The organism is Mesorhizobium sp. M1050 (assembly GCF_040318715.1).
Classification (GTDB): domain Bacteria; phylum Pseudomonadota; class Alphaproteobacteria; order Rhizobiales; family Rhizobiaceae; genus Mesorhizobium.
Genome location: NZ_JAMYMV010000010.1, coordinates 1 through 24,844 on the forward strand (window position 1 = coordinate 1; position 24,844 = coordinate 24,844).

Annotated in this window: 25 protein-coding genes, 2 tRNA genes and 2 pseudogenes; 9 read left to right on the forward strand and 20 right to left on the reverse strand. The window is 59.0% G+C overall.

The window, feature by feature from the left end:
- The first annotated feature begins 311 nt into the window (after positions 1–311).
- Positions 312–386 (forward strand) — tRNA-Glu (locus NKH57_RS08475).
- 175 nt (positions 387–561) lie between these two features.
- On the opposite strand, the gene NKH57_RS08480 is transcribed toward NKH57_RS08475, so the two are convergent.
- Genes NKH57_RS08480 through NKH57_RS08490 form a run of 3 tightly spaced genes read right to left on the reverse strand, consistent with a single transcriptional unit; the run spans position 562 to position 2,636 of the window.
- Complete coding sequence (locus tag NKH57_RS08480; protein ID WP_352943494.1) at positions 562–963, reverse strand: TadE/TadG family type IV pilus assembly protein; 402 nt, start codon at positions 961–963, stop codon at positions 562–564.
- A complete protein-coding gene (locus NKH57_RS08485; protein WP_023757578.1) occupies positions 953–1,393 on the reverse strand; it encodes a TadE/TadG family type IV pilus assembly protein in 441 nt (146 codons plus the stop codon). Before NKH57_RS08485 ends, NKH57_RS08480 begins: the two co-directional genes overlap by 11 nt.
- Before the next feature lie 4 nt (positions 1,394–1,397).
- Positions 1,398–2,636: a pilus assembly protein TadG-related protein gene (locus NKH57_RS08490; protein ID WP_023757579.1), complete on the reverse strand. Its 1,239-nt coding sequence runs from the start codon at positions 2,634–2,636 to the stop codon at positions 1,398–1,400.
- Between the two features lie 337 nt (positions 2,637–2,973).
- On the opposite strand from NKH57_RS08490, the gene NKH57_RS08495 reads away from it, so the two are divergent.
- Complete coding sequence (locus NKH57_RS08495; RefSeq protein ID WP_352943496.1) at positions 2,974–3,336, forward strand: hypothetical protein; 363 nt, start codon at positions 2,974–2,976, stop codon at positions 3,334–3,336.
- A 73-nt stretch (positions 3,337–3,409) separates the two neighbouring features.
- On the opposite strand, the gene NKH57_RS08500 is transcribed toward NKH57_RS08495, so the two are convergent.
- Positions 3,410–3,685, reverse strand: coding sequence for a DUF6074 family protein (locus NKH57_RS08500; protein WP_352943498.1), 276 nt, complete (start codon positions 3,683–3,685; stop codon positions 3,410–3,412).
- A gap of 126 nt (positions 3,686–3,811) precedes the next feature.
- Positions 3,812–4,108, reverse strand: a complete 297-nt coding sequence (locus tag NKH57_RS08505) for a DUF982 domain-containing protein (RefSeq protein WP_352943500.1) — start codon at positions 4,106–4,108, stop codon at positions 3,812–3,814.
- Positions 4,109–4,390: 282 nt separating this feature from the next.
- Between NKH57_RS08505 and map the strand changes: the two genes are divergently transcribed.
- A complete protein-coding gene (map, locus tag NKH57_RS08510; RefSeq protein WP_352943502.1) occupies positions 4,391–5,218 on the forward strand; it encodes a type I methionyl aminopeptidase in 828 nt (275 codons plus the stop codon).
- An 88-nt stretch (positions 5,219–5,306) separates the two neighbouring features.
- Here map and NKH57_RS08515 read toward each other — a convergent pair.
- The 4 genes and pseudogenes from NKH57_RS08515 to NKH57_RS08530 all read right to left on the reverse strand — a co-directional run.
- Positions 5,307–5,498, reverse strand: a pseudogene (locus NKH57_RS08515) (sensor histidine kinase); the annotation flags it as partial.
- A gap of 672 nt (positions 5,499–6,170) precedes the next feature.
- Positions 6,171–6,842 carry an ABC transporter ATP-binding protein gene (locus NKH57_RS08520; RefSeq protein ID WP_023757584.1) on the reverse strand — a complete coding sequence of 224 codons (672 nt, stop codon included), beginning with the start codon at positions 6,840–6,842 and terminating at the stop codon, positions 6,171–6,173.
- Positions 6,839–8,080, reverse strand: a complete 1,242-nt coding sequence (locus tag NKH57_RS08525) for an ABC transporter permease (protein WP_352943504.1) — start codon at positions 8,078–8,080, stop codon at positions 6,839–6,841. Before NKH57_RS08525 ends, NKH57_RS08520 begins: the two co-directional genes overlap by 4 nt.
- A gap of 7 nt (positions 8,081–8,087) precedes the next feature.
- Positions 8,088–9,092: an efflux RND transporter periplasmic adaptor subunit gene (locus tag NKH57_RS08530; protein ID WP_352943506.1), complete on the reverse strand. Its 1,005-nt coding sequence runs from the start codon at positions 9,090–9,092 to the stop codon at positions 8,088–8,090.
- Positions 9,093–9,226: 134 nt separating this feature from the next.
- On the opposite strand from NKH57_RS08530, the gene NKH57_RS08535 reads away from it, so the two are divergent.
- A complete protein-coding gene (locus NKH57_RS08535; RefSeq protein WP_352827788.1) occupies positions 9,227–9,916 on the forward strand; it encodes a TetR/AcrR family transcriptional regulator in 690 nt (229 codons plus the stop codon).
- 301 nt (positions 9,917–10,217) lie between these two features.
- Positions 10,218–10,979, forward strand: a complete 762-nt coding sequence (gene radC, locus NKH57_RS08540; RefSeq protein ID WP_352827790.1) for a RadC family protein — start codon at positions 10,218–10,220, stop codon at positions 10,977–10,979.
- 118 nt (positions 10,980–11,097) lie between these two features.
- Here the strand turns inward: radC and tnpA are convergent, their stop codons facing one another.
- The 9 genes from tnpA to NKH57_RS08585 form a co-directional block, all read right to left on the reverse strand.
- Positions 11,098–11,505 (reverse strand): IS66-like element accessory protein TnpA, encoded by a 408-nt coding sequence (gene tnpA, locus NKH57_RS33845; RefSeq protein ID WP_502907270.1) that lies wholly within the window; start codon positions 11,503–11,505, stop codon positions 11,098–11,100.
- 103 nt (positions 11,506–11,608) lie between these two features.
- On the reverse strand, positions 11,609–12,229 hold the full coding sequence (locus NKH57_RS08550) for a MurR/RpiR family transcriptional regulator (RefSeq protein ID WP_352943509.1): 621 nt from the start codon (positions 12,227–12,229) through the stop codon (positions 11,609–11,611).
- Between the two features lie 104 nt (positions 12,230–12,333).
- A complete protein-coding gene (iolG, locus tag NKH57_RS08555) occupies positions 12,334–13,335 on the reverse strand; it encodes an inositol 2-dehydrogenase (protein ID WP_352943623.1) in 1,002 nt (333 codons plus the stop codon).
- Between the two features lie 37 nt (positions 13,336–13,372).
- Complete coding sequence (locus NKH57_RS08560) at positions 13,373–14,146, reverse strand: TIM barrel protein (RefSeq protein ID WP_023757591.1); 774 nt, start codon at positions 14,144–14,146, stop codon at positions 13,373–13,375.
- A 1-nt stretch (position 14,147) separates the two neighbouring features.
- Positions 14,148–15,107 (reverse strand): sugar phosphate isomerase/epimerase family protein, encoded by a 960-nt coding sequence (locus NKH57_RS08565; RefSeq protein ID WP_023757592.1) that lies wholly within the window; start codon positions 15,105–15,107, stop codon positions 14,148–14,150.
- Positions 15,104–16,105 (reverse strand): Gfo/Idh/MocA family protein, encoded by a 1,002-nt coding sequence (locus tag NKH57_RS08570; RefSeq protein WP_352726792.1) that lies wholly within the window; start codon positions 16,103–16,105, stop codon positions 15,104–15,106. Before NKH57_RS08570 ends, NKH57_RS08565 begins: the two co-directional genes overlap by 4 nt.
- A gap of 89 nt (positions 16,106–16,194) precedes the next feature.
- Positions 16,195–17,019, reverse strand: a complete 825-nt coding sequence (locus tag NKH57_RS08575) for an ATP-binding cassette domain-containing protein (RefSeq protein WP_023757594.1) — start codon at positions 17,017–17,019, stop codon at positions 16,195–16,197.
- A 10-nt stretch (positions 17,020–17,029) separates the two neighbouring features.
- The gene (locus tag NKH57_RS08580) at positions 17,030–18,085 is read right to left on the reverse strand and encodes an ABC transporter permease (RefSeq protein WP_084025143.1); all 1,056 of its coding nucleotides are present in this window, start codon (positions 18,083–18,085) and stop codon (positions 17,030–17,032) included.
- A 98-nt stretch (positions 18,086–18,183) separates the two neighbouring features.
- Entirely contained in the window at positions 18,184–19,149 is a 966-nt protein-coding gene (locus NKH57_RS08585) for a substrate-binding domain-containing protein (protein WP_023757596.1), read from the reverse strand.
- A gap of 339 nt (positions 19,150–19,488) precedes the next feature.
- Here NKH57_RS08585 and NKH57_RS08590 point away from each other — a divergent pair, with 339 nt between their 5' ends.
- Positions 19,489–20,517, forward strand: a complete 1,029-nt coding sequence (locus tag NKH57_RS08590) for a LacI family DNA-binding transcriptional regulator (RefSeq protein ID WP_023757598.1) — start codon at positions 19,489–19,491, stop codon at positions 20,515–20,517.
- A 263-nt stretch (positions 20,518–20,780) separates the two neighbouring features.
- Positions 20,781–20,945, forward strand: a pseudogene (locus tag NKH57_RS33850) (JAB domain-containing protein); the annotation flags it as partial.
- Between the two features lie 61 nt (positions 20,946–21,006).
- Here NKH57_RS33850 and NKH57_RS08600 read toward each other — a convergent pair.
- Together NKH57_RS08600 and tig are read right to left on the reverse strand one after the other, a co-directional pair.
- On the reverse strand, positions 21,007–21,531 hold the full coding sequence (locus NKH57_RS08600) for a hypothetical protein (RefSeq protein ID WP_352943513.1): 525 nt from the start codon (positions 21,529–21,531) through the stop codon (positions 21,007–21,009).
- A gap of 160 nt (positions 21,532–21,691) precedes the next feature.
- Positions 21,692–23,167, reverse strand: a complete 1,476-nt coding sequence (gene tig, locus NKH57_RS08605) for a trigger factor (protein ID WP_352607007.1) — start codon at positions 23,165–23,167, stop codon at positions 21,692–21,694.
- Between the two features lie 376 nt (positions 23,168–23,543).
- Between tig and NKH57_RS08610 the strand changes: the two genes are divergently transcribed.
- Positions 23,544–23,628, forward strand: a tRNA-Leu gene (locus NKH57_RS08610).
- Positions 23,629–23,929: 301 nt separating this feature from the next.
- Positions 23,930–24,781: a COG3904 family protein gene (locus tag NKH57_RS08615; RefSeq protein ID WP_352943515.1), complete on the forward strand. Its 852-nt coding sequence runs from the start codon at positions 23,930–23,932 to the stop codon at positions 24,779–24,781.
- Positions 24,782–24,844: the final 63 nt, after the last annotated feature.

Here is a 24,844-nt window from a genome sequence, read left to right on the forward strand (position 1 = left end):
ATAACGCGCCGCAAGAACAGCATGAATTGGGCCGCCAAACTGGCTCAGAACACTCGCAAAAACAGCGTTTATGGATGCGCACTAGCCTAGCCTCCTGCACTTCGTCATCTTGGGGTCTGGTCGCCGCGCTCCTTGTTCCGCCCAGTGGATGACGAAGCGATGGGCGTCCCCGCTGATCGCCAAGTCATGCTGGCACCTTGCTCAGCCCTGGCGAATGTGCCGTTTTTACAAGCCGGAAAAAAGTTGTCCAAGGTGGCGCCTGACGGGTTGCCGGTTGCGCGCAACGCCAGTATAAGCCGCTTCGTCTGAGCGCGCCCATCGTCTAGCGGTTAGGACACCGCCCTTTCACGGCGGTAACAGGGGTTCGATTCCCCTTGGGCGTACCAGAACTTTCCAAACGCAGCTTGCAAGGTGCCGGCCGGTTGACGCGACCGTGACAAAGGCGGCGTTGCGGCAAGAGCCTATACTGAGAAGGGGCGCCCGCCGGTTAACGCGCCCTCTTCACGGGTTGGCAAAAACACGGGACAGCGGTGCGACCGCCGCGTTCCCACACTGGGCAGCCTAACCGACCAGCGGCACGGTTACGGTGGTCGCGTAGTTGATCGGGAAGTTGCTGAAGTAAGGGAAATCGACGACGAAGGCGTAGGTGGCGGTCAGATGCGCCATGCGGAAGCCACCACTCGCCGGGTCGATGACGATCGTGACATTCACATCCGTCAAACCCAACGCCTGCAGTTTCTGCGTGACGATCGATTGGATGTCGGCTTGGGTCAGCGTGTTCTGAAGCTGCAACGAGCGTGATGATGTCTCCAACACATAGCGAACGCTGGACACGGAGTGCATCGACCAGCCGAAGGCGAAGATCCCGAACAGCAGCATGACGAGGAAAGGCGCGATCAGCGCGAACTCCAACCCAGCCCCGCCCGACCGATCCTGACTGAACGCGTTCGTCTTAGCGGACACGGATCACCTCCAGATGGCCGATGGTGCTGGAACCGGAAAAGGCACCGAAGGCGACGGGCGGCAACCAGGTGGCCGTTGCCTGGATCTGAACATAGACCGATGGCGCCTTCGGCCCACTGCACATGGTGGAAGCGTCGACCACGGTCGTCCCGCACATGTAGATCCGGCTTAGCGTGACCTGACCGTCCTCCGGCCGATTCTCCCAACTCGAAATGGCAACGGCCTGCGTCGCCGTATCGTTGGTCGATCCTGCCATGATCAAGTTCGCCGCAGTCTTCACGCCAGCGCGCATCGACAGCGAACTCGTTACGTAGGACCAGCCGTCCAGAATACCAAGCAGCACGAGGCAAAGGATGGGCAGGACCAGCGCGAACTCGACCGCCGCAACGCCCGCATCATCTCCAAGGATCGGCGTCGATCGGCGTTCCACGTAGCTACTCGGCCAGTGCCACGGACTGCGCGGCTGGAATGTCGCGCATTCCGAGGCTCGAGCAATTCTGATTGACAGTCGCGCTGCCGGACCATTGAATCGTGTTGGCAACCACCTGGGTGCAGCCGCTGTTGCCCGAGAAATTGCCGAGGTAATTGACTTGTTGCTTGGGAAAATAGAGCGCGCCGGTCAAAAGCGAGTCCGCCGTGCCGTTGAAGGTGCTCTGCGCCGCGGTCCCCGTCCTGTCGCCATAGAACAGCACCCCGGAATAGGTGCCTGAGGTCGGCGCGCTCAGCGTCACCGTGGCGTTGCCGTTCATGCTGACGGTGTTGCTGCCTTGCATGAAGATGGTAACCCCGCTGCCCAAAATGACCGCACCCGCGTTGATCTTCAAATTGCCCTGCACGACATAGACGCCGGGAGAAAGCGTGATGGTGCCGTTGAGGTTCATGCCACCGCAATAGGTCCCGGGCTGGATTGTCTGCGTCGTCTTGTTGCCGTTAATATTCTTGCACGGGTTGCTGGCCGCCGGCGTTGGTAGGTCGGCAAATGGGTCGCTGGCGGGCAGCGCCTGGGTGATCGGCGCGGCGCAGACCGTGGTGACGGGATTGCTAAGAGAGACACCGCCCGCCGATATCAGGCAATCGACCTGGAGGGCCGCCGAGCCCTGAAGCTTGATGGCGTCCGGGGCGTTCGAATTGGACATGATGACGCAGTGTGTGACCTTAACGCTGGTATTGCCGGAAAACCCTACAGCCTGCGAGGCGGTCGGATCGAGCGCTTCCATGCAGGCCTTTGAGGCGTCGGTGATCAGGGCCACCGCCCTCGCCTGCTCGGGAACCTGGGCCTGGGTGAAGATTGAGGTGAACATCCGGTCGAGGTTCTGGCGGACTATGACCTCGACTGCTTTCTTCGTCGTATTCGGTCCCGACGTCGGCGGCGTGTTGACGACGATCGTGCCCGAGCCCAGCCCATTCGTGGCGGCCGACTGGGTCGCGGCCGCGACGATGGTCGGCTTGTCGGAACCTGAGATCTGTTCAAGCGCGCCGGCATAGGCGGCGGCATCGGCCGTCGCCTGCAATCTCAGGCTGTTGTAGTACCAATAGGAGGTCTCGACACCGAAGCCCGCGGCACCGACCACAATGGGCAAGGTCAGGGCAAAAATGGTGGCGACATTTGCGCTTGTTCCCCGGCGAATACCGTTCGCAATACGTCGAATCCGGGTGAAGCAAATGAAGGTCATAACCTAGATTAGAAAGCACGCATGTATGAACGAATGGCTAAAAAGTTCAGTTCATTTTTGATCAGCTATCTGTTGTCCTCAAAAAAATGGGTTCGTTGTCTGATCAGCGAGCATGCAAGGCAACAGACGACTTAAAGGCCATGCCCCGATGGATGAGTTCCGAGGATAGTTTACCGTTTGCTAACAGCACGATTGCAGAGCCGGAGGCAAGGATCGGCCGGCTCACCTTCGCAATGGGACTTATGCGCGGCAAATCGGGGACCAAGGTCCGTCTGGCGGGTTCATCGACGACGTCGCATGATTCACCGAGCGGGACGGCCGACTCGAAGGATGGACCATGAAAAATCGAACCAATCTGCTCGCAGCGGTTGCGGCGCTCGCACTTCTCGCCTCTCCGGCCTTTGCGGGTCCTGGCGGCAATGGTAATGGCGGCGGCCACGGCAGTGGGAACGGTAACGGCGGGAATTCAGCCGGAGCTGGATCGCAGGGGCATGGAGCTGCGACATCCGCGGCGGCAAGAGATCCTTCGACCAGTGGTTTGACAAAAGCGCTCAGCGTCGTGGCGACCACGCCGGCATCACCGCAGGCTACGCTGTCCCTGCAGGCAGCCTTGGACAAGCTCTTGGCGAAGAACGCAACTGAAGATCCGGCAGACACGACGGATGACTCATCGGACGAAACCACTGGCTCTACGGAATAGAGAGCTTTGGGGTCGTGGCGCTTTGACGTGACACTCCTTGTGGCCCGCGCCGGTTCGCCGGTGCGGCTTTTTTTCAAGCGGAAAGAACTGGCATCGTCTCCGCGACTGCCCCAGCCGACATCTCTCTCTGTACGGCCAGGAAGAACCTGCGCACTTCGTCGCTGGCTGCTGTTCTGTCCCTGCCGGATCCGACAACGAGAGCGAGCAACTCCGATGCCTTCGCTCTCCAGAAGGAGGTGGCGGTTTCGCCGTGCAGGTTGCAGAGCTTCGCGGCAACTTCTCTGACCAAGAACACCTGACGGTCGATCGGGAATGCACGAACTTTTTCTGGGGACATCTTCCGAACCATGAGACAGACGCAACGAATCAACCATTGCCAACAAGCAATGGCGTAGCCGGCAAGGTGGAAACGGAAGCTTAACGGCGCTGACGTTGGTGCGCGTTGCAATCGGACAAGGCGAAACGGTGGCAGCCCTCAGGCCTGGAGCGCCCTCGACCCACCGTCGCGCTTGCGCGGCGTCATCATGTCCCTGGCCATCAGCCTGCTCGCCCGGCAAAACGCCATGAACGCCCGGCACGCATCCTCGGTCTTGACCACGTCCACCGTGGCGCCAAAGCAGGCGTTGAAAGCTTTCTGATAAATCGGGCCCTGATGGCGCGCAGGCCAGTCCTGCAGAAAATCGAGCGCCTGTTCGACCCCGTAGATTTCCTCGACTGGCAGGCCGGGTCCGGGTGCGATGCGCACAGGCACCTCGAATTGCAATCTGTCCATCCCACGTCTCCCGAACTGGCGTCACCGGGGCGGCAATGCCGTTCGTCGTCAAAAAATTGCTTTGACCGGCTTTTGGCCCAGAAATGTGTCGTCACTTGGGATCGTCAGAAGGGAAAAGCAAGCCGCGCAAAAATCGGCTAGACATAGCCCCATGCAAGAGGAATATCCCGAAGTGCGGCCGCATTGGGCAGTTCTTCCTTGAACCTTCTGCCCTCAAGTGCCAAATCTGGGGAGATTTTCACATCGGCTCTCTTGCAGGGCCCTACCGCTTAAACGGACAAAATGGTCACCTATCTCGACGCAGCCACGGCACCACTCAGAAACACCGGCCAGATCCGCCTTTATGGCGAGGAAGGCTTTGCCGGCATGCGCAAGGCTTGCGATCTCACCGCGCGCTGCCTCGACGAGCTGGTGCCGATGATCGAGCCCGGTGTCACCACCGAAACCATCGATCGCTTCGTCTTCGAATTCGGCATGGACAATGGCGCTCTGCCGGCGACACTCAACTATCGCGGCTACACGAAATCGTCGTGCACCTCGATCAATCATGTCGTTTGCCATGGCATTCCCGACAACAAGCCGCTCAAGGATGGCGACATCGTCAACATCGACGTCACCTATATCCTGGACGGCTGGCACGGCGATTCCTCGCGCATGTATCCAGTCGGCACGATCAAGCGCGCCGCCGAGCGCTTGCTCGAAGTCACGCATGAATGCCTGATGCGTGGTATTGCGGCGATCAGGCCAGGCGCACGCACCGGCGCCATCGGTGCTGCCATCCAGACCTATGCCGAGGGCGAGCGCTGCTCGGTGGTGCGCGACTTCTGCGGCCACGGCGTCGGCCAGCTTTTCCATGATGCGCCGAACATCCTGCACTACGGCAGCGCCAATGAGGGCGTCGAGATGCGGCCCGGCATGATCTTCACCGTCGAGCCGATGATCAATCTCGGCCGGCCGCACGTGAAGGTTCTGTCGGACGGCTGGACCGCGGTGACGCGCGACCGCTCGCTGTCGGCGCAATACGAGCACACGATTGGCGTCACCGACACCGGTTGCGAGATTTTCACGCTGTCGCCCAAAAAACTCGACCGTCCGGGCCTGCCGGCCTAGAGCTTTGTCGTGTAGGGCGGCGCTGGCACCTCAATCCCGGCCGTTTGCGTAGAGCACGGCGTCATGCCCGACTGGACGTGAGATCGTCTTATGACGATTGGACACCCGTAGCATTTCGGCAGGTCGTAGGTGACGACCAGTCCGTTGGGTTGGTTGTCCTGCAATTCGATCCTGCCGCCGTGACCTCGATGATGTCGGCAACGATCGAGAGGCCCAGGCCGAAGCCATGCTTCGATGCAATGCCGCGCGACGCATCTTCCTTGAAGAATGGTTCGAAAACACAAAACGAACTGGCACGGAGCAATCGATCAACAATTGTCCTTTATGATTTGCCGTATCGGGATTCCAGCGCATCTGCAATTCGTTCGCAAAGCATTTCAGCGGTGACGGTCGTTAGGTGGAGGCGAATGCGGCTTCCCTGCGTATCGATTAGCGAAACAGCAACTCCGCTATCAGAATACTCGAGGTGGCGGAGAACGTAGGTGACCACGAAATCTGATGTTTCGCTGGATCTCTTGTCGAAGTCACCCACAGATTTTTCCTCCAATTCAGATTTTATCGATATTTTGCGGATTCCATGCAACAGAAACCAGGTGCAGTTCTTCGGATTGACTCTCGGCGTCGCCTGATTTCCGAATAAAGTACTTTGTCAGCTTACCATTTTCCGCAGCCTGTACCATCCATTTGCCATGACATATTTTACCTCCACGTTGTTCGACTTGACACACCCTCCCTCTGCTCCGCTCGGCAAATGGATAATGAGGCCACCAGGCCGTGTACTTGACGCACACGAAGCGTTTCAGTTCTGGGAAAATAAATTCGCCATTCGCCTCAAGTGTGCCGGGCTTCTATTGAGCAAAGGTCCACAACAATAGACCCGAAGCAACGCATCGCCATTAGCAACAGAAAGCCGGTGCATGCAGGCAGGTCTCGCCTGAGAATCGATCCACCCTCACTCGATTTTGCCATCGACGATATGGAGGCGGCGGTCCATCCGCTCTGCCATATCGAGATTGTGCGTGACCGCGACGACTGTCTTGCCACGATCGCGCACCAGTTTTTCGAGAATTGTGAACACCTGCTCGGAGCTCTTGGAGTCGAGGCTTCCCGTCGGCTCGTCGGCGAGGATGAGCGGCGGGTCATTGGCGAGCGAGCGCGCCACCGCCACACGCTGGCGCTGACCACCCGAGAGCTGGTCGGGCCGCTTGTCCAGATGCTCGGCAAGTCCCAGCGAGCCAAGCAACTCGCCGGCGCGCTCGCGCATCTCTTCTCGCTTTAATCTGCCGAGCTTGCGCATCGGGATCTCGACATTCTCACGCACAGTGAATTCGGGCAGCAGGAAGTGGAACTGGAACACAAAGCCGAGCATCTCAAGCCGCGTTCTTGCCCGCTCCCTTTCGTCCATGGGACCGGCGTCACGGCCACCGATCTTCAGAGTCCCACGGGTCGGCCGATCGAGCAGCCCGAGCAGATAGAGAAGCGACGACTTGCCTGAGCCGGATGGACCGGTGACGGCGATGAACTCCTTCTCGCGGATCTCAAGCGTGATGTCCTCGACCAGCGTAACGGGGACTGTTTCCGGCAGGATGCGCATCAGCCCTTCGGTCTCGACCAGCGTGGTCATGTCGCGCCTCTGATGATGTCGACCGGGTTTTGCATCGCCGCCCGACGCGCCGGCAGATATCCGGCCACCGCCGCCGAACCGACCGCGAAGCCCGTGGCGATGACGTAATGCAGCACGCTCCAGGCGATGGGCAGATGCGTCATCTCCTGGCCGGTCGCGGCGATCTCGAAGCGAACCAGCGACAGCGCGTAGACCATCGCGAAGCCGAGCACCCAGCCGAGCGCCGAACCGCCGGCGCCGATCGCCACCCCTTCCAGCAGGAACAGCCGGCGCATGTCGGCCTCGGGGAAACCGAGCGACTTCATGATGGCGATGTCGCGCGCCTTCTCGTGTGTGATGGTGGAGATGATGTTGAAAATGCCGAAGCCGGCCACCAGCATGATCGCGCCGACCACGGTGTACATGATGACGTTGCGGATGACGAAGGCTTCAAGGATGGATTCGTTGGCCTCTTGCCACGCCACGGCCTTGTAGCCGAGCTCGGCTTCAGCCCGCCTCGCCACCGCGGGCGCGCGGTTCGGATCATCGAGCTTGATGCGGATTTCGTTGATCGCGTTCGGCCGCACGGACACGATCTGCGCGTTCTTTAGAAGAATGTAGGCCTCGCTCTCGTCGCGCTGGGTCGTGCCGGTGTGGAACAGCCCGGCGATCTTGAAATTGCGCGCCTGGCCTTGCGAGGAAACCGCCGTGATCGTGTCGCCAAGCCCGGCGCCGAGCCGGTTCGCCATGGTGTCGCCGACGAGCACATTGTTGCCGCCGGCCGCAAGTGCGGCGAAGCTGCCTTGGACGAAATCCTCCACGATCGGCGATACGCCGGGCTCGCGCTCCGGCTCGACGCCGATGATGGTCGCGCCCACCTCGCGGCTGGAATAGCGGATCACGCCCTGTGTCTTGAGGCTCGGCGCGTAGCGTCCGGGAATCCAGCTCTCCAGCCAGGCGGTCGCCTCGGTCGGGTTGATGATGCCGCGGCGGTCGTCACGCGGCCTCAGCCCCGAGATCGCGACAGTGTCGAATATATCCTCGGCCGGCTGGCGTCGGGCAGTGCGTTGTTCGTCGGTGATGTCGACATGGGGCATCGTGTCGACGAGTTGGCGCACGAAGTCGTCCTGGCCGCCCTGCATGAGCGCTGCCATGGCGATCGAGAAGCCGACGCCGACCGCCACGCCGATCACCGCGACGAGCGTCTGCCGGCCGCGGCCGGCGATGTGCGTGACTGCGATGTCGAGGATCAGCGGCATTTCCACCTCACGATTCTCGGGCCGCGACGCGCGCGCCGTCGGCAAGGTCCGCTGGGTAGGGCGAAACGACCCGCTCCTGCTCGCCAATGCCGGACCACACCTCGACACCGTCGACGCCGCGGATGCCGGCGCGGATCTCGAGCCGCCGCGCCCTGTCGCCTTGGACCACGAATACGTCGTTCCCCTGGACCGCAGCCGAGGGTATCAACAGCACGTTCTTCGCTTCACGGGTGACGACATTGACGTCGGTCGACATGCCGATCCTCAGCGGCGTGTCGTCGGGCAGGTGCAGATAGACGCGATAGGTTTTCGTCGTCGGGTCGCCCTTGGGCGTGATGCTGTCAACCGCCGCCTCGAGATTCTGCCCGAGGAATGCATCGGCCCTGAGGAGCACTCGCTGGCCGACCTCGACGCGCGCAATATCCTCCTCGTTGACGTCCGCGACCACCCGCAGCGGACGCGGCTCGCCGACCCAGAACAGCACGGTGCCGAGCTCCGCGATCTCGCCCACCTCGCCGTCTTGCCTCAACACGACGCCGGGACTCGGCGCCCGCAATATGTAAGTCTCAAGCCGTGCCTTCTGCGCGGCAAGCTGCGCTTCTATCTGCGATAGTTCGCTACGCGCGCGATCGAGCGCCTGTTGGCTCGCTGCATTTTTTTGCGCGAGCACGGTTTGGCGTTGGAGCTCCTGTTCGGCGAGCGCCCGCCGCGCCTCAAGTTCGCCAAGCACGGCCTTCGCTTCGCTGTCGTCAAGCTTGGCGAGCACATGGCCGCGCTCGACCCGCGATCCCTCGCAGTCGCACTGCTCTATGATCCTCTCGCGCACCACCGGCGCCACCTTGGCCCAGGTCTTGGGCTCGACTGCGCCGCTGGCATAGACGATCTCGGCGGCGTCGCCGCGCTTGGCGGTCACCACCGAGACAGGTATCGGCCTCAGAAAATGCCAGGCCGCGGCACCGCCTGCCGCCACCGCAACGATGGCCATACCCGCAATCCAGCGCCTCAACCGCATGCAGTGCTCCCTTTTTGGCGAGACCTGTGGCGTCAGACCGACCGTCGGTCTATAGTACGGGAGAACGTCTTGGCGGCTGCCGCGTTCCGGTCCGTCGATCACGTTTTTCAGGAAAGCCGTCGCGGGAAACCTTATTGGCCAGAGCAAGAAAAGCGCCTGAAATACGCTCTGCCGAGCTTCTCGACTGCGCACAGCGCCTGTTCTTCGAGCGCGGTTATGACGATACGACGGTAGAAGACATCATCCGCGCGGCTGGCCTGTCGAAAGGTGCCTTCTACCACTACTTCGCCTCCAAGGAGGCGCTGCTGGAGGCGCTCGCGGCGCGGCTTGCCCGCGACAGCCTCGCCGAGTTGCAACCGATGCTCGACGATCCGTCGCTCGGACCAGTCGGCCGGCTCAACGCGCTTTTCGCAGGTTCGCAGCGGCTGAATGTCGAGCTCGCGCCGCAGCTCAGGACGACCTTTGCGGTCCTGTTTCGACCTGAGAACGTCGTGCTCTTCCACCGGGTCGATCTGGCTGCCAGGGAGCTTGCCCTACCGTTGATAGCTGATCTGCTGAAGAAGGGTAGCGAAGAGGACGCTTTTGACGTACCCGATCCCTTGGCGTTCGCCGACATGCTGCTGCAGATCAGGCTGATCTTTCGCGACGTGATGCATCGCGCTCTTCGTCAGGCCGACCAAGGAAACATCGAGGAGGCCGCGCGCCTGCTCGAAGAGCGCCTCAGGCTCTACGGTGTCGCGATCGACCGCCTGCTCAAGCTGCCCGACGGAACGATCAAAGCCGTGGAGCCCGGCTTTGCCCGCGCCTTCCTGCAGGCGGGCTAGCCATCTTGCTTCACCAAGGATCGCGGTTCCGCGCCACGCCTCCGCATGCTTGGCCAACATCCCTGCTTAAGTATAGCGAGGCAACGAGCCTTCGATCCCGTCACATGTCAGATGAACGTGGCCGCATGCGCTAAGCGATGTTAAGTCTTGTTGCGCAAATCGTGGTTTCATCTGGCCGCCATATTAGGAAGCCGGAGGCTGATAGGCAGCCGTCACGATCTGTCGGGATAGTCTCGCGATCGGAGAACAGAACTGTTTCAATCCGGGCCAGAACGGTTCTAATGTCAGCGCCGGGGGGCATATGGGCAACACAAGCGACGACGACGAGCGGAGTTTCTTCTCCGAAGCGCCGATGCGACCAGCGGCGAAAACCAAGCCGGCGATCGGCGAAAAGCCGCACTATCTCGGCCATCGCGACCGCCTGCGCGAGCGCTTTGCCTCGGCAGGTCCGGACGCCCTGCCCGACTACGAAGTTCTGGAACTTCTGCTCTTTCGCCTGATTCCTCGCGCCGACACCAAGCCGGCGGCCAAGGCGCTGCTGGCACGCTTCGGCACGCTGGCTGAAGTGCTTGGCGCACCGCTTGGCCTGCTTCAGGAGGTCAAGGGCATCGGCCCGGCTGTGGCGCTCGACCTGAAAATCGTCGCGGCGACCGCCCAGCGCATGGCGCGCGGCGAGGTCCACGGCCGCGAAATCCTCTCGTCGTGGACGCAGCTTCTCGACTATTGCCGATCAGTCATGGCGTTCGAGGCACGCGAGCAGTTCCGTATCCTGTTTCTCGACAAGAAGAACGCGCTGATCGCCGACGAGGTGCAGCAGACAGGCACCGTCGATCACACGCCTGTCTACCCGCGAGAGGTAATCAAGCGCGCGCTCGAACTCTCGGCGACCGCCATTATCCTGGTCCACAATCACCCATCAGGCGATCCCACACCATCACGAGCCGATATCGAGATGACGAAGGAGATCATCGACGCCGGCAAGCGGCTGGGGATCGCTGTGCATGACCACATCATCATCGGTCGCAAGGGCAACGCCTCGATGAAGGGCCTGCTGCTGATCTAAGTGGTGGGTTCCAAAAGATGAGCGCTTGAGGCCCTTGCGGAAGTCGACCGGCTTCGTCGCCACCATGACCTTGACCGCACCCGTCGGCCCGATCATGACGTCGCCTTCGGCGCGCGGATCACTGCGGCCACGTCTTGGTATCGGCGCCCCGGCCGACCCGCATCGCGATGCCGTCGATCTCAAGCTCGATCATGCCGGCGTCTCGAGTGGCTTGCCGTTTCCGCTGCTTCGGTGGATGCCTGGCTACAGGCTCCGCCGCCGCCACAACCGCCGGCACGAAGGCAGGAGAATCTTGCTGCACCGAAGCGGCCTGTTTGCCCGCTTCGCGGCGCCAGGCGAAGACCTGCTGCGGCCTGAGGCCATACCGGCGGGCGACCTCGGAAACGACTGCGTTCGGCTCCAGCGTCTCCGCGATGATCCGCGCCTTGTCATCCACCGACCACTGACGCCGACCGCCAGCACCGTTTATCACCTCGAAACGCCGAGGCTGCCGCTCTGGGCCAAGCGTAAGGTCAAGTCCAGACACAAGCCGATCTCCGATCCCAATACAGGATCGGCAACCTCACAGATCGCGACCACTCCCGAAAGGTGGTCCCACAACAGCGCTTACGGTTATTGCGGCTTTTCTGTCAGCATAGGGTGTCCGCCGCTCGTATCGAAATCTCCCGGATGTGCTGACGGAAAACCTGTCGGAACTCCCTGAAGTTATCGAACCCGAGAGCAGTGGCCACTCTGACCACGGTTGAGGGCGACACTTCGCATCGGTCCGCAAGCGATTGCGCGGTGCCGAATGCTACAATTTCCGGGTGGGCGAGAGCCGTGCGTGCGACGCGCTCCTGTTGCTCTGGGAGGCTAAGCCTGGTTGCTACAATCATATCCTTTAGCTCGGCGATGGTCGTCAGGTTTCGAATGGTTTTTTCCGCGCTCATGATCATGCTTCCGGTGCTTGTTCGGCCATGACTTATTGGGAAGGGTCGTTGGAGGTTGTCATCTAACCCCCGAACTTTGCGTGGATGGAAACACAGGCCTGCGCCATGTATTAGGAGGAGAGATCGCGGAATCATGCCCGCTTCGACGACGAGCCATCCGGCACAATCCACGTTCTTCACAAGTGGACGACCGGATCGAAGTCTGGGAAAACGTTCCTTCGGATGGCGAACATTCCCGTCCGCACCATCGCTGAAGCTGATATCCTGTGGCCGGTACCTGTAGTCGCAGCAGCTCGTTTGATCGAGTCCTTCGCGTCGCATCCTCCGGCATCAGGAGTATGCGGCGGCTCGATCCGAAGGTCGGGCCGCCGCTAGATCGGATAGGAGGAGTTGTCCGACAGAGATTGTTTTGCTTCTCCGAAAGCTCAGCCAAGAATCTCTACCAATTTCACCGGAGACCCGTTCTTTGCAGACTGGGTTGCAGCTTCCGCCATGGCGAGCGCTGCGACACCATCATCAAGGTTGACCGGCAGAGCCGAGCCTGTCTTCACAGCGTTGACAAATGCTGCCCATTCCGCCGCATAGGCGGGCATGTAGCGTTCGAGGAAGAAATAGGTGGGCTTTGCGCCCGTGACACCGGAAGTCGTGGACTTGACCAAGGTGTTTTCCAACATGTTCTGCGCCTGTAGCAGCCCTTCGGAGCCGAGAAGCTCCAGCCGCTGGTCATAACCATAGACGGCTCGGCGGCTGTTCTTGATCACGGCGATCCGGCCATCCGCATAGGCAAGGGTCACGACGGCGGTATCGACATCGCCTGCCGCGCCAATTTCCGGATCGACAATCGATGTACCCACCGCCGAGACGGAGACCGGCGCTGTCCCCATAACGAAATTAGCCATGTCGAAATCATGGATCATCATGTCGCGGAAAAGACCACCCGAAACCTTGATATAGGCGATCGGCGGCGGCGCAGGGTCGAAAGAGGTGATCGAGAGCAGTTCCGTCTTGCCGATTTCACCACGGTCGGCTGCTGCCTTGAGAGCCGCAAAGTTGGGATCGAAACGGCGGTTGAAGCCGATCATCACCGGCTTGCCGGTAGCGGCGGCCACCTTCTGGCAAGCCTGTGCCCTTGCAAGGCTGAGGTCGACAGGCTTTTCACAAAGCACGGCCTTGCCCGCTGCCGTCGCCCGCTCGATCAAGTCGGAATGGGTATCGGTGGAGGTGGCAATCAGCACGGCATTGATGGCGGGATCATTGAGGATCGCATCGGTCGAGCAGGCTTCGGCGCCATACTGGGCGGCGATCTTCTCAGCGGCGGCCTGATTGATGTCCGAGACAGCCGCAAGGCGGCTGCCGGGATTGGTGGAAATGGCGGTGGCATGGACGCCAGCAATACGGCCTGCGCCCAAAAGGCCGACGTTCAGAATGGTGGATGACACGGATGATCCTCTTAGGAAAACAACATCAGATAGTGAAAGCGGTGCGGAAGGCTTCGAGTGCAGCTTCCGGATCACCGGAGGCAAAGGCTTCCATACCGACCGGCCCCGCGTAGTCCATGGATTTCAGGGCTTTTGCGACGCCATGCCAGTTCACTTCGCCCGTGCCCGGCTCGCAACGGCCGGGATTATCAGCCACCTGAACTTCCCCGATCCAGGGCAGGCAGGCCTTACACCAGCGGATAAGATCACCTTCACCGATCTGGGTATGGTAGAGATCGAGGTTAATTCGCAGTTGCGGGCGGTTGACGGCTGCAACGAGCGCAAGCACGTCTGCCGTCGAGCCGAAGGGGCAGCCGGGGTGATCGATTGGGTTGAGGTTTTCCAACGTGAAGACCTGACCCTCGGCTTCTGCCAGATCGCAGATGCGGTTGAGTGTATCGCGAGCCCGCTGTTCCATGCCCGGCGCGAAGGCACCGATCTTCAGGATCGGAATGCCCATGTCGCCAAGCCCTGTGCCATGCAGATTGAGGCGGTGGACACCGAGCCGCTTGCCGACCTTCGCCGTTTCCGTGGCAGATGCCAGAAGCATCTCACAACCTTCTGCATCGGTGAGCCGACCTTCGAGATAGCCATTCATGATAGTGAAGGTGGCACCGGTTTTTTCAAGCGCATCAAGATTCCACGCGGGCCAGTTCCAAAGGCCAACGCCGAAGCCCATTTCCTTCAGGCGGCTTGCCCGCCATTCGATTGGTTTGTCGCGCCAGAGCATTTCGGCGCAAGCAGCAAGTTGGAAGCTCATCTTAGATTTCCTGAAGTTTGAAATCGGCCGGTGCAACCGGCATGACACCCTTGAGAAGGGCCACGGATTTTTCGAGGCCCTCAAGTGAGTTGAGAAGCACGTCCTCATGCTCGATTGAAAGCCAGCCGTCGTAGCCAGCCATCTTTAAGCGATAGCAAAACTGTCGCCACCACTCCTCACTGTGGCCGAAGCCGAGTGTTATGTATGACCAGGAACGGGCTGGAATGTCGGTCAGGTTGCCGTTTTCGAGGAGGCTGGTCACTGCCTGTTTGGGAGCGTTCAGGAATGTGTCCTTGGCATGGACGTGATAGACGGCCTCCCCCAATGCCTCGGCTGCTATCAGCGGATCGGCTCCCATCCAGAAGAGGTGCGAGGGATCCAGGTTCGCGCCAACGACAGGGCCGACTTCTTGACGGAGTTTCAGGAGCGACGGCACATTGTAGACGCACTGGTTGCCATGCAGTTCGAGCGCAATCTTTCTCACACCGCATTCATTTGCCAGCGCCACGATCTCGGTCCAGAACGGGAAGAGTTTTTCTTCCCACTGGTATTTGAGGATAGCTTGCGTTTCCGGAGGCCAGGAAGAGACGACCCAGTTTGGCATGGTATCGGACGGATTGCCCGCAGGCAGGCCAGACATGGTGCAGACCGTATTGATGCCCATCTCGCCTGCGACCCGGATGGTGTTCTTCAGACCTTCGCCCTGAGCCGGATCGGACGGGTGAAGCGGATTGCCATTGGCATTGAGGCTGATCACATCAATCCCACGATCTGAAAAGCCCTTGAGGAAGTCTTTCTGCGCGACCGTGTTACCCAGCATGGATTTGAGATCGAAATGCGGTGCGGTCGACCAGCCGCAGGTGTTGACCTCAATACCGGAGACGCCCATGCGTGCAGCGTTGTCGAGAAGGTCGTCGAGCGGCATGCCGCCGAGGCTGTCAGACACAAAACCCAGTTTCATGCGTAGAACTCCGGCTTGGGAATCATGGTGACGAGCTGCTTCTGCCCGGAAGCGAGTGCCGTCACGCCTGCCTCGGCGGCAACTGCTGCGGCATAGCCATCCCAGCAGCTTGATGCGATCTCGGGAAACACGTCTGTGTCGACGAAGCGTAGGAAGGCGCGGTTCTGGCGGCGATAGGCATCGAAATAGCGGGTCCGCCAATCGGCATCGTAGCCGGTGTGGACGCCAAGCGAGCGTTCGAGATGGGTATAAGCGACATGGCTCATGGAAATGCTCGCCTGCTCGCCCACGAGTTCGGCACGAACGTCGTAGCCGTACGCAGCGTTGTTGTTGATCTCGATGTTGACGAGCTGGCCATCGACGGTTTCGAGGACCATGAAGACGGGCGCGACGCGTCGATCAGAGCGCTTCGGCTGGAAGGCAGAGATCCAGGCATATTCGGTGCCAAGTACATGGCGCACGACGTCGAACTCATGCGGGGCGGAGTTGGTGATTGCCATGGCACCGGTGAAGTCGGAGGCTGGCGTTTCCACATTGCGGTGGAAGTTGTGCATCATCAGGACTCGGCCAAGCGTGCCATTTTCAATTGTCTCTTTCATCTCGACATAGGACTGGTCGTAGCGCCGCATGAAGCCGAGCTGGACGAACTTTTGACCAACTTCCTGTTCGGCCTGCATGATCGAGAGGCATTCGGCCGAGGACTGCGATAGGGGCTTTTCGCAGAGCACCTTCTTGCCCGCGTTGATGCAGGCGAGTGACAGCGGCGCATGAGTGAAGTCCGGGCTCGCGACGATCACCGCATCCACATCGGCACGGGCAATCACGGCTTCCGGATTACTTGCAACGTCTGCCGCACCATGGGCATCGGCCACCTTGCGAGCGCGGACTTTATCCATGTCGCAGACCACCTGAAGGGTCGCGCCCGGCATTTCCTCCACGACGATCTTGGCGTGGTCAGCGCCCATCAGCCCTGCACCAATGACTGCTACACGCACCATTGGACAAACTCCTTCCATTCGGTTGGCACAAGAGCTCAACCGCTTCCATTCAACAAATTCCACTACTTGTCGGCTATGCCAATATTCACTCAGTGAGCGGGCGGTGGCGGAAGACCGTCATGGGTCTCCATATACCCTTCAAGTGAGGCTTCGAGACTGGCCATGGATTCACCACCGGCCATCAGATCAGCGATCTGCTCGCGTGTCTTTTCCCCCTTGCGGAAGTCGGCCGCGATTGCACCACGAATGAGCACTGCGAAGTGATCGCCCACTGCCATGGCATGCATCACCTGATGGGTGATGAAAATGACCGCGAGGCCACGACGCTTGGCCTCATTGACGATACGCAGTACGTGAGCAGCCTGCTTGACGCCGAGGGCTGCCGTCGGTTCGTCGAGAATGAGCACACGGGCTCCGAAATAGACAGCACGGGCAATCGCGAGCGACTGGCGCTCTCCTCCGGAAAGGCCACCGACCAAACGATCCCCGTCGGTGATGCGTGTGATCCCCATTTTCTGAACCTCTGCGACCGCCACTAGGTTGGCAGTTTTACGGTCGAAATACTTGAACGGTCCCCAACCCTTTGTCGGCTCCGAACCCATGAAAAAGTTGCGTCCTATGGACATCAATGGATATGTCCCGCCGAATTGGTGAACCGTAGCTATCCCGCGTTCCTGAGCCTCACGGGGACTGGAGAAAAGTGCGGGCTGACCATCCATCAGAATTTCGCCACGCGTCGGCTGATAGACACCAGACAGCGTTTTGATGAGCGTCGACTTACCCGCGCCGTTGTCGCCAAGCAGGCAGAGCACTTCGCCTTCACCCACCTTGAGGCTGATATCGTTCAGAACATCAATATGGCCAAACGATTTGTCGACGTTTCGAAATTCGAGAACGGGTTTCTTATCGGACATTGTCGCTCTCTTATTTCTTCTTGAACGTCGACCAGCTGGTGGCCAAATGACGAAACGTGTCGTTGAGCAGGACAGCGATCAAAAGCATGACACCGATAATTAGGAAGGACAGGTTTCTGTCGATCTCCGTGAAACCAATAGCTTGGGTAACAATCGAAAGGGTGAGCACCCCGAAGACAATGCCCATTACAGTACCAAAACCACCCGTGAGGAGAACCCCACCTACGACCACGGCGATAATGGTGTTGAAGATTAGGCCAAAATTGGCCTGAGATGTTGCGGAGCTGAATGTCATCACCTGAAGGACACCAGCAAAGGCCGCCGATATGGAACACAGCATGAAGAGTGCAATCTTCATCCTGGTTACAGGAATACCTGCGTTTCTCGCACTTTCTTGGTCTCCACCAAGAGCGAAGACCCAGCTTCCCTTCGGAGAGTAATGCAGAAAGAAGACGAAGGCTGCGATAAGCCCACCCCACCAGAAGACGGAAGAATTGAAGCCATACACCTTTCCGCCGAAGAGCGATTTTGCCCAATCTGGCGCGTGATAGAAGGAATTGGTGTTGTTGATGAAGAAGATCGACAGGTAGAGCGTGATGCCTGCCACTGCAAAGAGCGTCGCCAATGTCACGATGAACGACGGCACGCGCGTGTGAGTTACGATGTATCCATTGATGAAGCCGATCAGTGCACCGATGGCAAGCGCTGCAGCTACACCGACAAGCACAGGCATCTGATAGTGCTCGCAGACAATCGCAACTGTCATCGTGGACGCGGGAAGTACAGCACCGGTTGAAATATCGAGTTCACCGGCAATCATCAGGAACCCGACCGGAATTGCAATCATTCCTATGAGTGACGCGAAGTTCACCCACGTAGTTACACCAGCTACGGACAAAAAGTTGCGGCTATATCCGAACATCGCAAAAAGGATGAATACAGCCACGAAACCCATGAAAGCACCAGCGGCAGGGGTGCGAAAAAAGGCCTTAATGGATGAAATGGCCGATTCACTCTCGATGGCGGGTGTTTCAACGGTGCTGGTTCTTTGGTTTGTGGCGGTCATGGAAGCAAAATCCTCAGTTAGCGCAGACGAAGCTGCATAGAGGGAGCATGGATGAGACCCGGCCAAGTTAGCGGCCAGGTCTCAGCCTCGGGCCAGCCTCAACGTGCGCCGAGTTTGACGCCTTCGATTGCCGAAGCAACATTGGTCTTGTCGACAATCGCCGGACCAGTCAGAACCGGCTTCGTTGCAATCGCAGTGCCGAACTTCAGGTTTGCAAACAGCATGGAGGTTGCGAGGAACCCCTGCAGATAAGGCTGCTGGTCGATTGCGAAGGTTTGGGTGCCCTTCGAAATGCGATCCAGAACCGAGGCGGACATATCGAAGGTGCCAAGCTGAATCTTGCCGGCCTTGCTCTGCTGATCGATGGAGCTAGCGGCAGCATCTGCAGCCCATGCAGCGAGCGTGATGACGGCGTCAATGGACGGATCGGCGATCAGCTCGGATTTGATTGCTTCAGAGGTACCATTCATGTCCTGGTCAAGGTTAGCAGGAACACGGAGGATGAAGGTGTCTGCGCCAGCCTTCTTTGCACCGTCTTGAACGCCCTTGCAGCGGGTCTCGAGATTTACGGCACCTGGGTTCTGGATGTGGCAGAGGATTTTCTTTGCACCATGAGAAGCGAGATACTTGCCACCCTCAACACCTGCCAGATATTCGTCCGACCCGAAATAGTTTAGCGAGCCGTAATTATCCATCTCACTCTGGCCAGCGTTGAAGGAGATGATCACCACGCCCTTGTCCCGCGCGGCCTTAAGGGCAGGGGTTTCGGATTCTGGCAGCCAGTTCGGGATAGCAATACCTTTAGCACCCTGGGCTACAGCCTGTTCGATTAGCGAAGCGAGGTCCGGGCCGAAGTTGTCATAGTTTTGGGTCTGCATGAAATTGACGGTGCCGCCATTGGCCTTGACCATCAGCGAAGCATCATCGACGCCCTTCTTGACCATGTTCCAGAAGCCATCTTGGGCCGAACCCACGATGACGGCGATATCCGTGTCACCCGCATGAGCGCTGGATGCCAGCATGAATGCCATGGCTGCGGTGGCGATTTTCTTGGTGAACGACATGTCGAAATTCCTCCTCAGGTTAAAGCCGCATGGCTGCGGCTCGTCATACTTTTTTGCCTTTTTTGGCCGTGCGGCCGATCCCGGTAGGCACGCGCAGGTCCGCGATCTCAACACAACGACGTTGAGCCTCCTCGTCCCAATTGTGCGCTGGGCCTCCCCCCAAAAGCGCTGACAGCTCGTAGATCGCTGAGCACTGTCAACGCGTAATGAATGCTACGTTGACATCTTTCAGGTCAATATGGATTACTATCTCTTCGGAAAATCGTCTCAAATCGTTTCGAAAATTTGTATGGATGATATTTCTTGAGACGCCGAAACCAGAGTAATGGAATTTTTGACATGAAGAGACCAACCATTCCGGACTTGGCAAAAGCTGCAGGTGTATCCGTGTCAACGGTCAATCGTGTACTGTCCGAGCCTGAATCGGTCCGGAGCAATACGCGCACACGCGTTTTGGCAGCCGCTGAGGAAATCGGCTTCTACGGACTTGGCACCATCAAGCAGGCGGCGAAGCCACAAGAGGTGATCCACCGTGTCGGGGTTTTGCTGCAGCGACGGGAGAGACGCTTCTATCGCCTACTCGGCGATTCAATTGCGCAAGCTGCGGAAGCTTATCCTGCCTGCAATATCGATCTAACGGTCGAGTACATGGAAGACCTCACGCCGGAGAAAGTCGCGGCACATATTCAGTCGCTCGGCGGGCGGTGCGAAGCACTTGCGATTGTAGCGCCGCAGCATCCTGCCGTTGCTGACGCGATTGACGCAGTTCTTGAAAGCGGCGTGCCGGTCGTTTCACTTATCGGCCCCCTCACGGCCAAGGGAGCCATCAGCTTTGTCGGGCTCGATAATTGGAAAGTAGGACGCACCGCTGCCTGGGCGTTTGACCGCATGGTGCGGGAACCGGGCAAGATAGGCATTCTTGTCGGCAGCCACCGATTGCGGAACCAGGAAATGAACGAAAGCGGGTTTCGTTCTTACTTCCGTGAACATAATTCGGAATTCACGCTGCTCGAACCGTTGCCAACTTACGAGTCAGCCGTGGTTGCCCGTGAACATGTCGAAAAGCTGCTGACAGATCATCCGGATATGTGCGGACTATTCATCTCAGGGGGTGGTGTTACAGGTGCGATAGCCGCACTCAGGGCTACTCCAAAACGGGAAGACTTCGTTACCGTAGGCTATGAACTCTTTGAAGATACGCGGGCTGCTTTGATAGACGGTACGATTTCGCTGATCCTGTCACACCCCATAGAGCGTTTTGCATCTGAGACTATCGCAACTCTGGTGAAAGCGAAGAACGCAGGTCCTGATAACGGGGTATTTAGGATCACGTTTCCATTCGATATGTACAGCCCCGAGAGCGTTTGATGACGACTTGGCTCTTAAGTTGGCCATCCAAATGGCAGGCTGGGGTGCACCTACGTCTTCACGTCCGCTTTGGGCCACGTGCGGCCAAGAAGGCTTAGGAGCAACAGAGTATCGTGAAGTGCCGCCGCCCGTCCATGAACCAGTCTGATGGCGCGTGACATTCACGGGGACCCATGATTAACCGCTCTCAATTACCGGCATCAACGCCTTCCGCCAATCTCATTTTTCGACGCTTTTTCAAGCTGTTACGTCGTTTCTCAAGATTGATGCACAATCATCTTTCAGGTGATCCGACGCCGTCGTGCGCCGATATCGAGATGACGAAGGAGATCATCGACGCCGGCAAGCGGCTGGGGATCGCTGTGCATGACCATATCATCATCGGTCGCAAGGGCAACGCCTCGATGAAGGGCCTGCTGCTAATCTAAGTGGTGGGTTCCAAAAGGTGAGCGCTTGAGCAAACAATGCCGCTTTGGCCCGTCGATCCGGTCACGGCGGGTCGGCGTTGCAGTTTCCGGCCACCTGGTTGACCGCTTCACCGAACCCGGCGAGGTTGAAGTCGGCCTCGCCGCGTCCCGAAAGCAGCCCGAAGCGCCATGATAGCTGGAGCCGGTTCGCGGCAGCAAGGCGCCTGATGCCATCGGCGCCATCGCGCACCAGCATCCTGCCGCGGGGCCCGACCGACCAGCTCTCGTCGAACTTGCTGCCCTGATCGACCGTCACCGACATGGTGATCTTGCGGCTGGCCGAGACACCGTCATTCAGTTGCAGCCATTCGGTCCAATGCGGCTCCCCGTTTGCCCTGCAGGCAATCGTTAGGATCGGGCTGTAGCTCAAGGCGCCGCCACCGGTGATCAGCTTGTTGGTGGCATAGAGCGAGGCCGTGACGACGCCGTCTTCGCCCGTTTCGAACCGCCAAATGTCAAGCACCGCTTCGGCACGGGCAATGCCGCATACCGAGACCAGCACCAGGGCAATTGCCGCAGCGTGTCCCATTTCGACGAACAGCTTCAACACGTCCTCCAACAACCCAAGCGGCTGCAATAGAAGCGCAGATAATGATCAAAGCTTGGTCGCCACAGGCCGTACCGCGCGAAGTGTCGCGGCTGTTGCAGTTTGGCAACGAAAAAGGCCGCCCGAGGGCGGCCTTCCTGTTTTAGCTAGGGCGCTGGTGTTATTCGGCGTCCTTGGCGGCCTTTTTCTTCGGCGCGGCCTTCTTCTTGGTCTCTTCGGCGTCGTCGGCCTTCTTCTCGTCAGCCTTCTTGGCGGCGGCTTTCTTCGCCGGCTTCGCCTTGGCGGCGGTTTCGTCCCCCTCGTCGTCGGCCATCAGCTCTTCCTTGCTGACCTTGACGTCGGTAACCGAAATCTGGCCGAGTAGATGATCGACCACCTTCTCTTCGAACATCGGCGCCCGTAGCGTGTTCAGCGCTTCCGGGTTGTTGCGGTAGAATTCGAAGACTTCCTGCTGCTGGTTGCCGGGATAGCGGCGCACCTGCTCGAACAGGCCGCGCTGCAGCTCGTCGTCCGATACGGTGACGCCGGCCTTCTCGCCGATTTCAGCCAGCACCAAGCCGAGGCGCACGCGGCGCTCGGCGAGACGCAGATACTCGGCGCGCGCCTCTTCTTCCGTCGTCTCTTCGTCGGCGAAGGTGCGTCCGGCCGCTTCCAGGTCGCGAACGACCTGCGCCCAGATGTTGTTGAACTCGGCATCGACAAGTTTCGACGGTGCCTCGAACGAGTAGGACGCGTCGAGCTGGTCCAGCAGCTGGCGCTTGACCTTCTGGCGCGTCATGGCCCCGAACTGGTTTTCGATCTGGCCGCGCACGACGTCACGCAGGCGCTCCAGCGACTCCAGGCCGAGGTTCTTGGCCGTCTCATCGTTGATTTCCAGCGCGCCGGGCTGGGACACTTCCTTGACTGTGACGTCGAAGGTCGCTTCCTTGCCGGCAAGATGCGCCGCCTGGTAGTTTTCCGGGAAGGTCACGGTGACCTGCCTTTCGTCACCGGCCTTGGCGCCGACCAGTTGATCCTCGAAGCCGGGGATGAACTCCTTCGAGCCCAGCACCAGCGGCTGATCGGTACCGGCGCCGCCATTGAAGGCTTCGCCGTCGATCTTGCCGACATAATCGATGGAGACGCGGTCGCCAATGGCAGCCTTGCCGGTCTTCGGCTCGTAGCTGCGCGCCGATTCGGCAACGCGCTGGACCTGCTCGTCAATCTCGCTGTCCGGCACGTCGAACACCTGGCGTGTCACCTTGATGTCGGAAAAGTCCTTGATCTCGATCGCCGGAATGACCTCGTAGTTGAGGCGGAACTCGAAATCGGCGCCGCCGGCCAGGATCTTCTCAGCTTCCTTCTCGTCCTCGGTCATGATGACTTCTGGCTGCATGGCAGCCTTTTCGCCACGCCCTGTAATGATCGAACGGGTCGAATCGTTGAGGATCTCATTGACCACTTCGGCCATGAACGACTTGCCGTAGACCTTGCGCAGGTGCTGCACCGGCACCTTGCCGGGACGGAAGCCGTTGATGCGGACCTTGTTCCTGGCGTCCGAAAGCCGTGCCATCAGCTTGGCTTCCATGTCACCGGCCGGCACGGTGATCTTGATCTCACGCTTGAGACCGGAGTTGAGCGTTTCGGTGACCTGCATCGTAAAACCTTTGTTTTCACCAATGAGACTGCACGGCCTCTGCCGTTTACAGCCTGCCGGTATATTCTTGCCGGGAATGGCTTTTGGTACGGAACCTGGCGATTTGACCGAAAATCCGGCTCAAACTCTCCCAAACTGCGTTCCAAAATGTGAATAAGTTCTTGTTTTTCCTACTTCTTATCACATTCTGCAGAAGCGGATCGGCGCGTCCCGTCACATTTGACACGCCTTTTGTCACAGGCGAGGCCAATTTTCAACAGTCTTCGCATTTCGGCGAATGACCGACATTTTGATCCTGATCCAACATCTTGTCTCTGACCCAACATCTTGTCTCCGACATTGACAGAATGATGGCTACATGGGATTGCCGGTCCATGCGGATGTGGCGGAACTGGTAGACGCCCTGGATTTAGGTTCCAGTGCCGAAAGGCGTGGGGGTTCGAGTCCCTTCATCCGCACCAATTTTTAGGCCAATGACCGCTTCGAATTAAATCCAACTTTCAATGAAGGCCCTTGAAATAGTTCGTTGACAGGTTCTTACTTGCGGCAGGCAGGTTGGGGCGCTGTCGGGCTGTGCGAGTAGTTTCTCTAGTTGTGGCGGTAGCGTCAATTGTCGCGGCAGCAACATGTAAAGTTGAGGCCCTAGAATACACGCCTGCTTCGTCTCCAGGGCAGCAGCCGTTTCTTGTTGTTTCCGGCGAGTTCAACAACAATGAACCCCTGAACGCTTTTAGCAACGCGGTTGTGAGCAGCGGGGCCCGGATGATCGTATTCAACTCCCCCGGCGGCAATGTCGGCAGCGCGCTTCGGTTGGGGCGTATGATCCGCGCGGCGGGGTTGGATACGCTTCAGGTTCGCCAATTGCAGTGCGCTTCAGCCTGCTCACTGGCCTTCTTGGGCGGCGTCCACCGTGTTGCCGAACCAGGCTCTATAGGCGTTCATCGGGCGTTTTTGAAACCGGCTGACGGGATGTCCAGAGAAGAAGCAAAGGCCCGTGTCCAGCTCGGAACGGCCGCAATCACATCCTATGTAGTCGAGATGGGAGTGGACCCCAAGCTGATGGAATTGGCTTCGAGCTATGACAATCATGACATAAGGTATCTATCGGCCGGCGAAATGGCAGAGTTACGTGTGACCAATGTCGCAGCGAACCAATCGCCCGCAGATACATCGCAGGTGTCGACGAGGCCAGATCCTGCGCCCGTGCCAATGCCTGCACCCGACGCAAGGCAACAGGCGGAGAGCGCTGCGGTCGCCTTCGTCAAGGATCTCCTCGAGCATCATGGCGACAACGACGATTTCGCTCTTGCTCAAGTTCAGGCGTCCTACGCTCGCACGGTCGACTATTATGGCAAGTTGACGAACCTGAGTTCGATCATTCAGGACAAGAGGAAATATTACCAGCGATGGCCCGAACGCGCATATAACGTCCGCAATGACAGCATTGTGGTCACCTGTGCAAACGATCGCTGCATGGTTTCTGGCGTGTATGACTGGGTTGTGCGCAGCCCCTCGATACACAAGCAGGAAAAAGGCGTTGCAGACTTTAGCTACACAATATTGCTTGGCCCCTATCCCAAAATCATCGCCGAGACGAGTAAGGTCCGGAGTTGATCAGCGGAGTTCTCCATCCCTGAGTCAGTGAACTTTCTTGCGAACAATCTATTGGCTATTTCG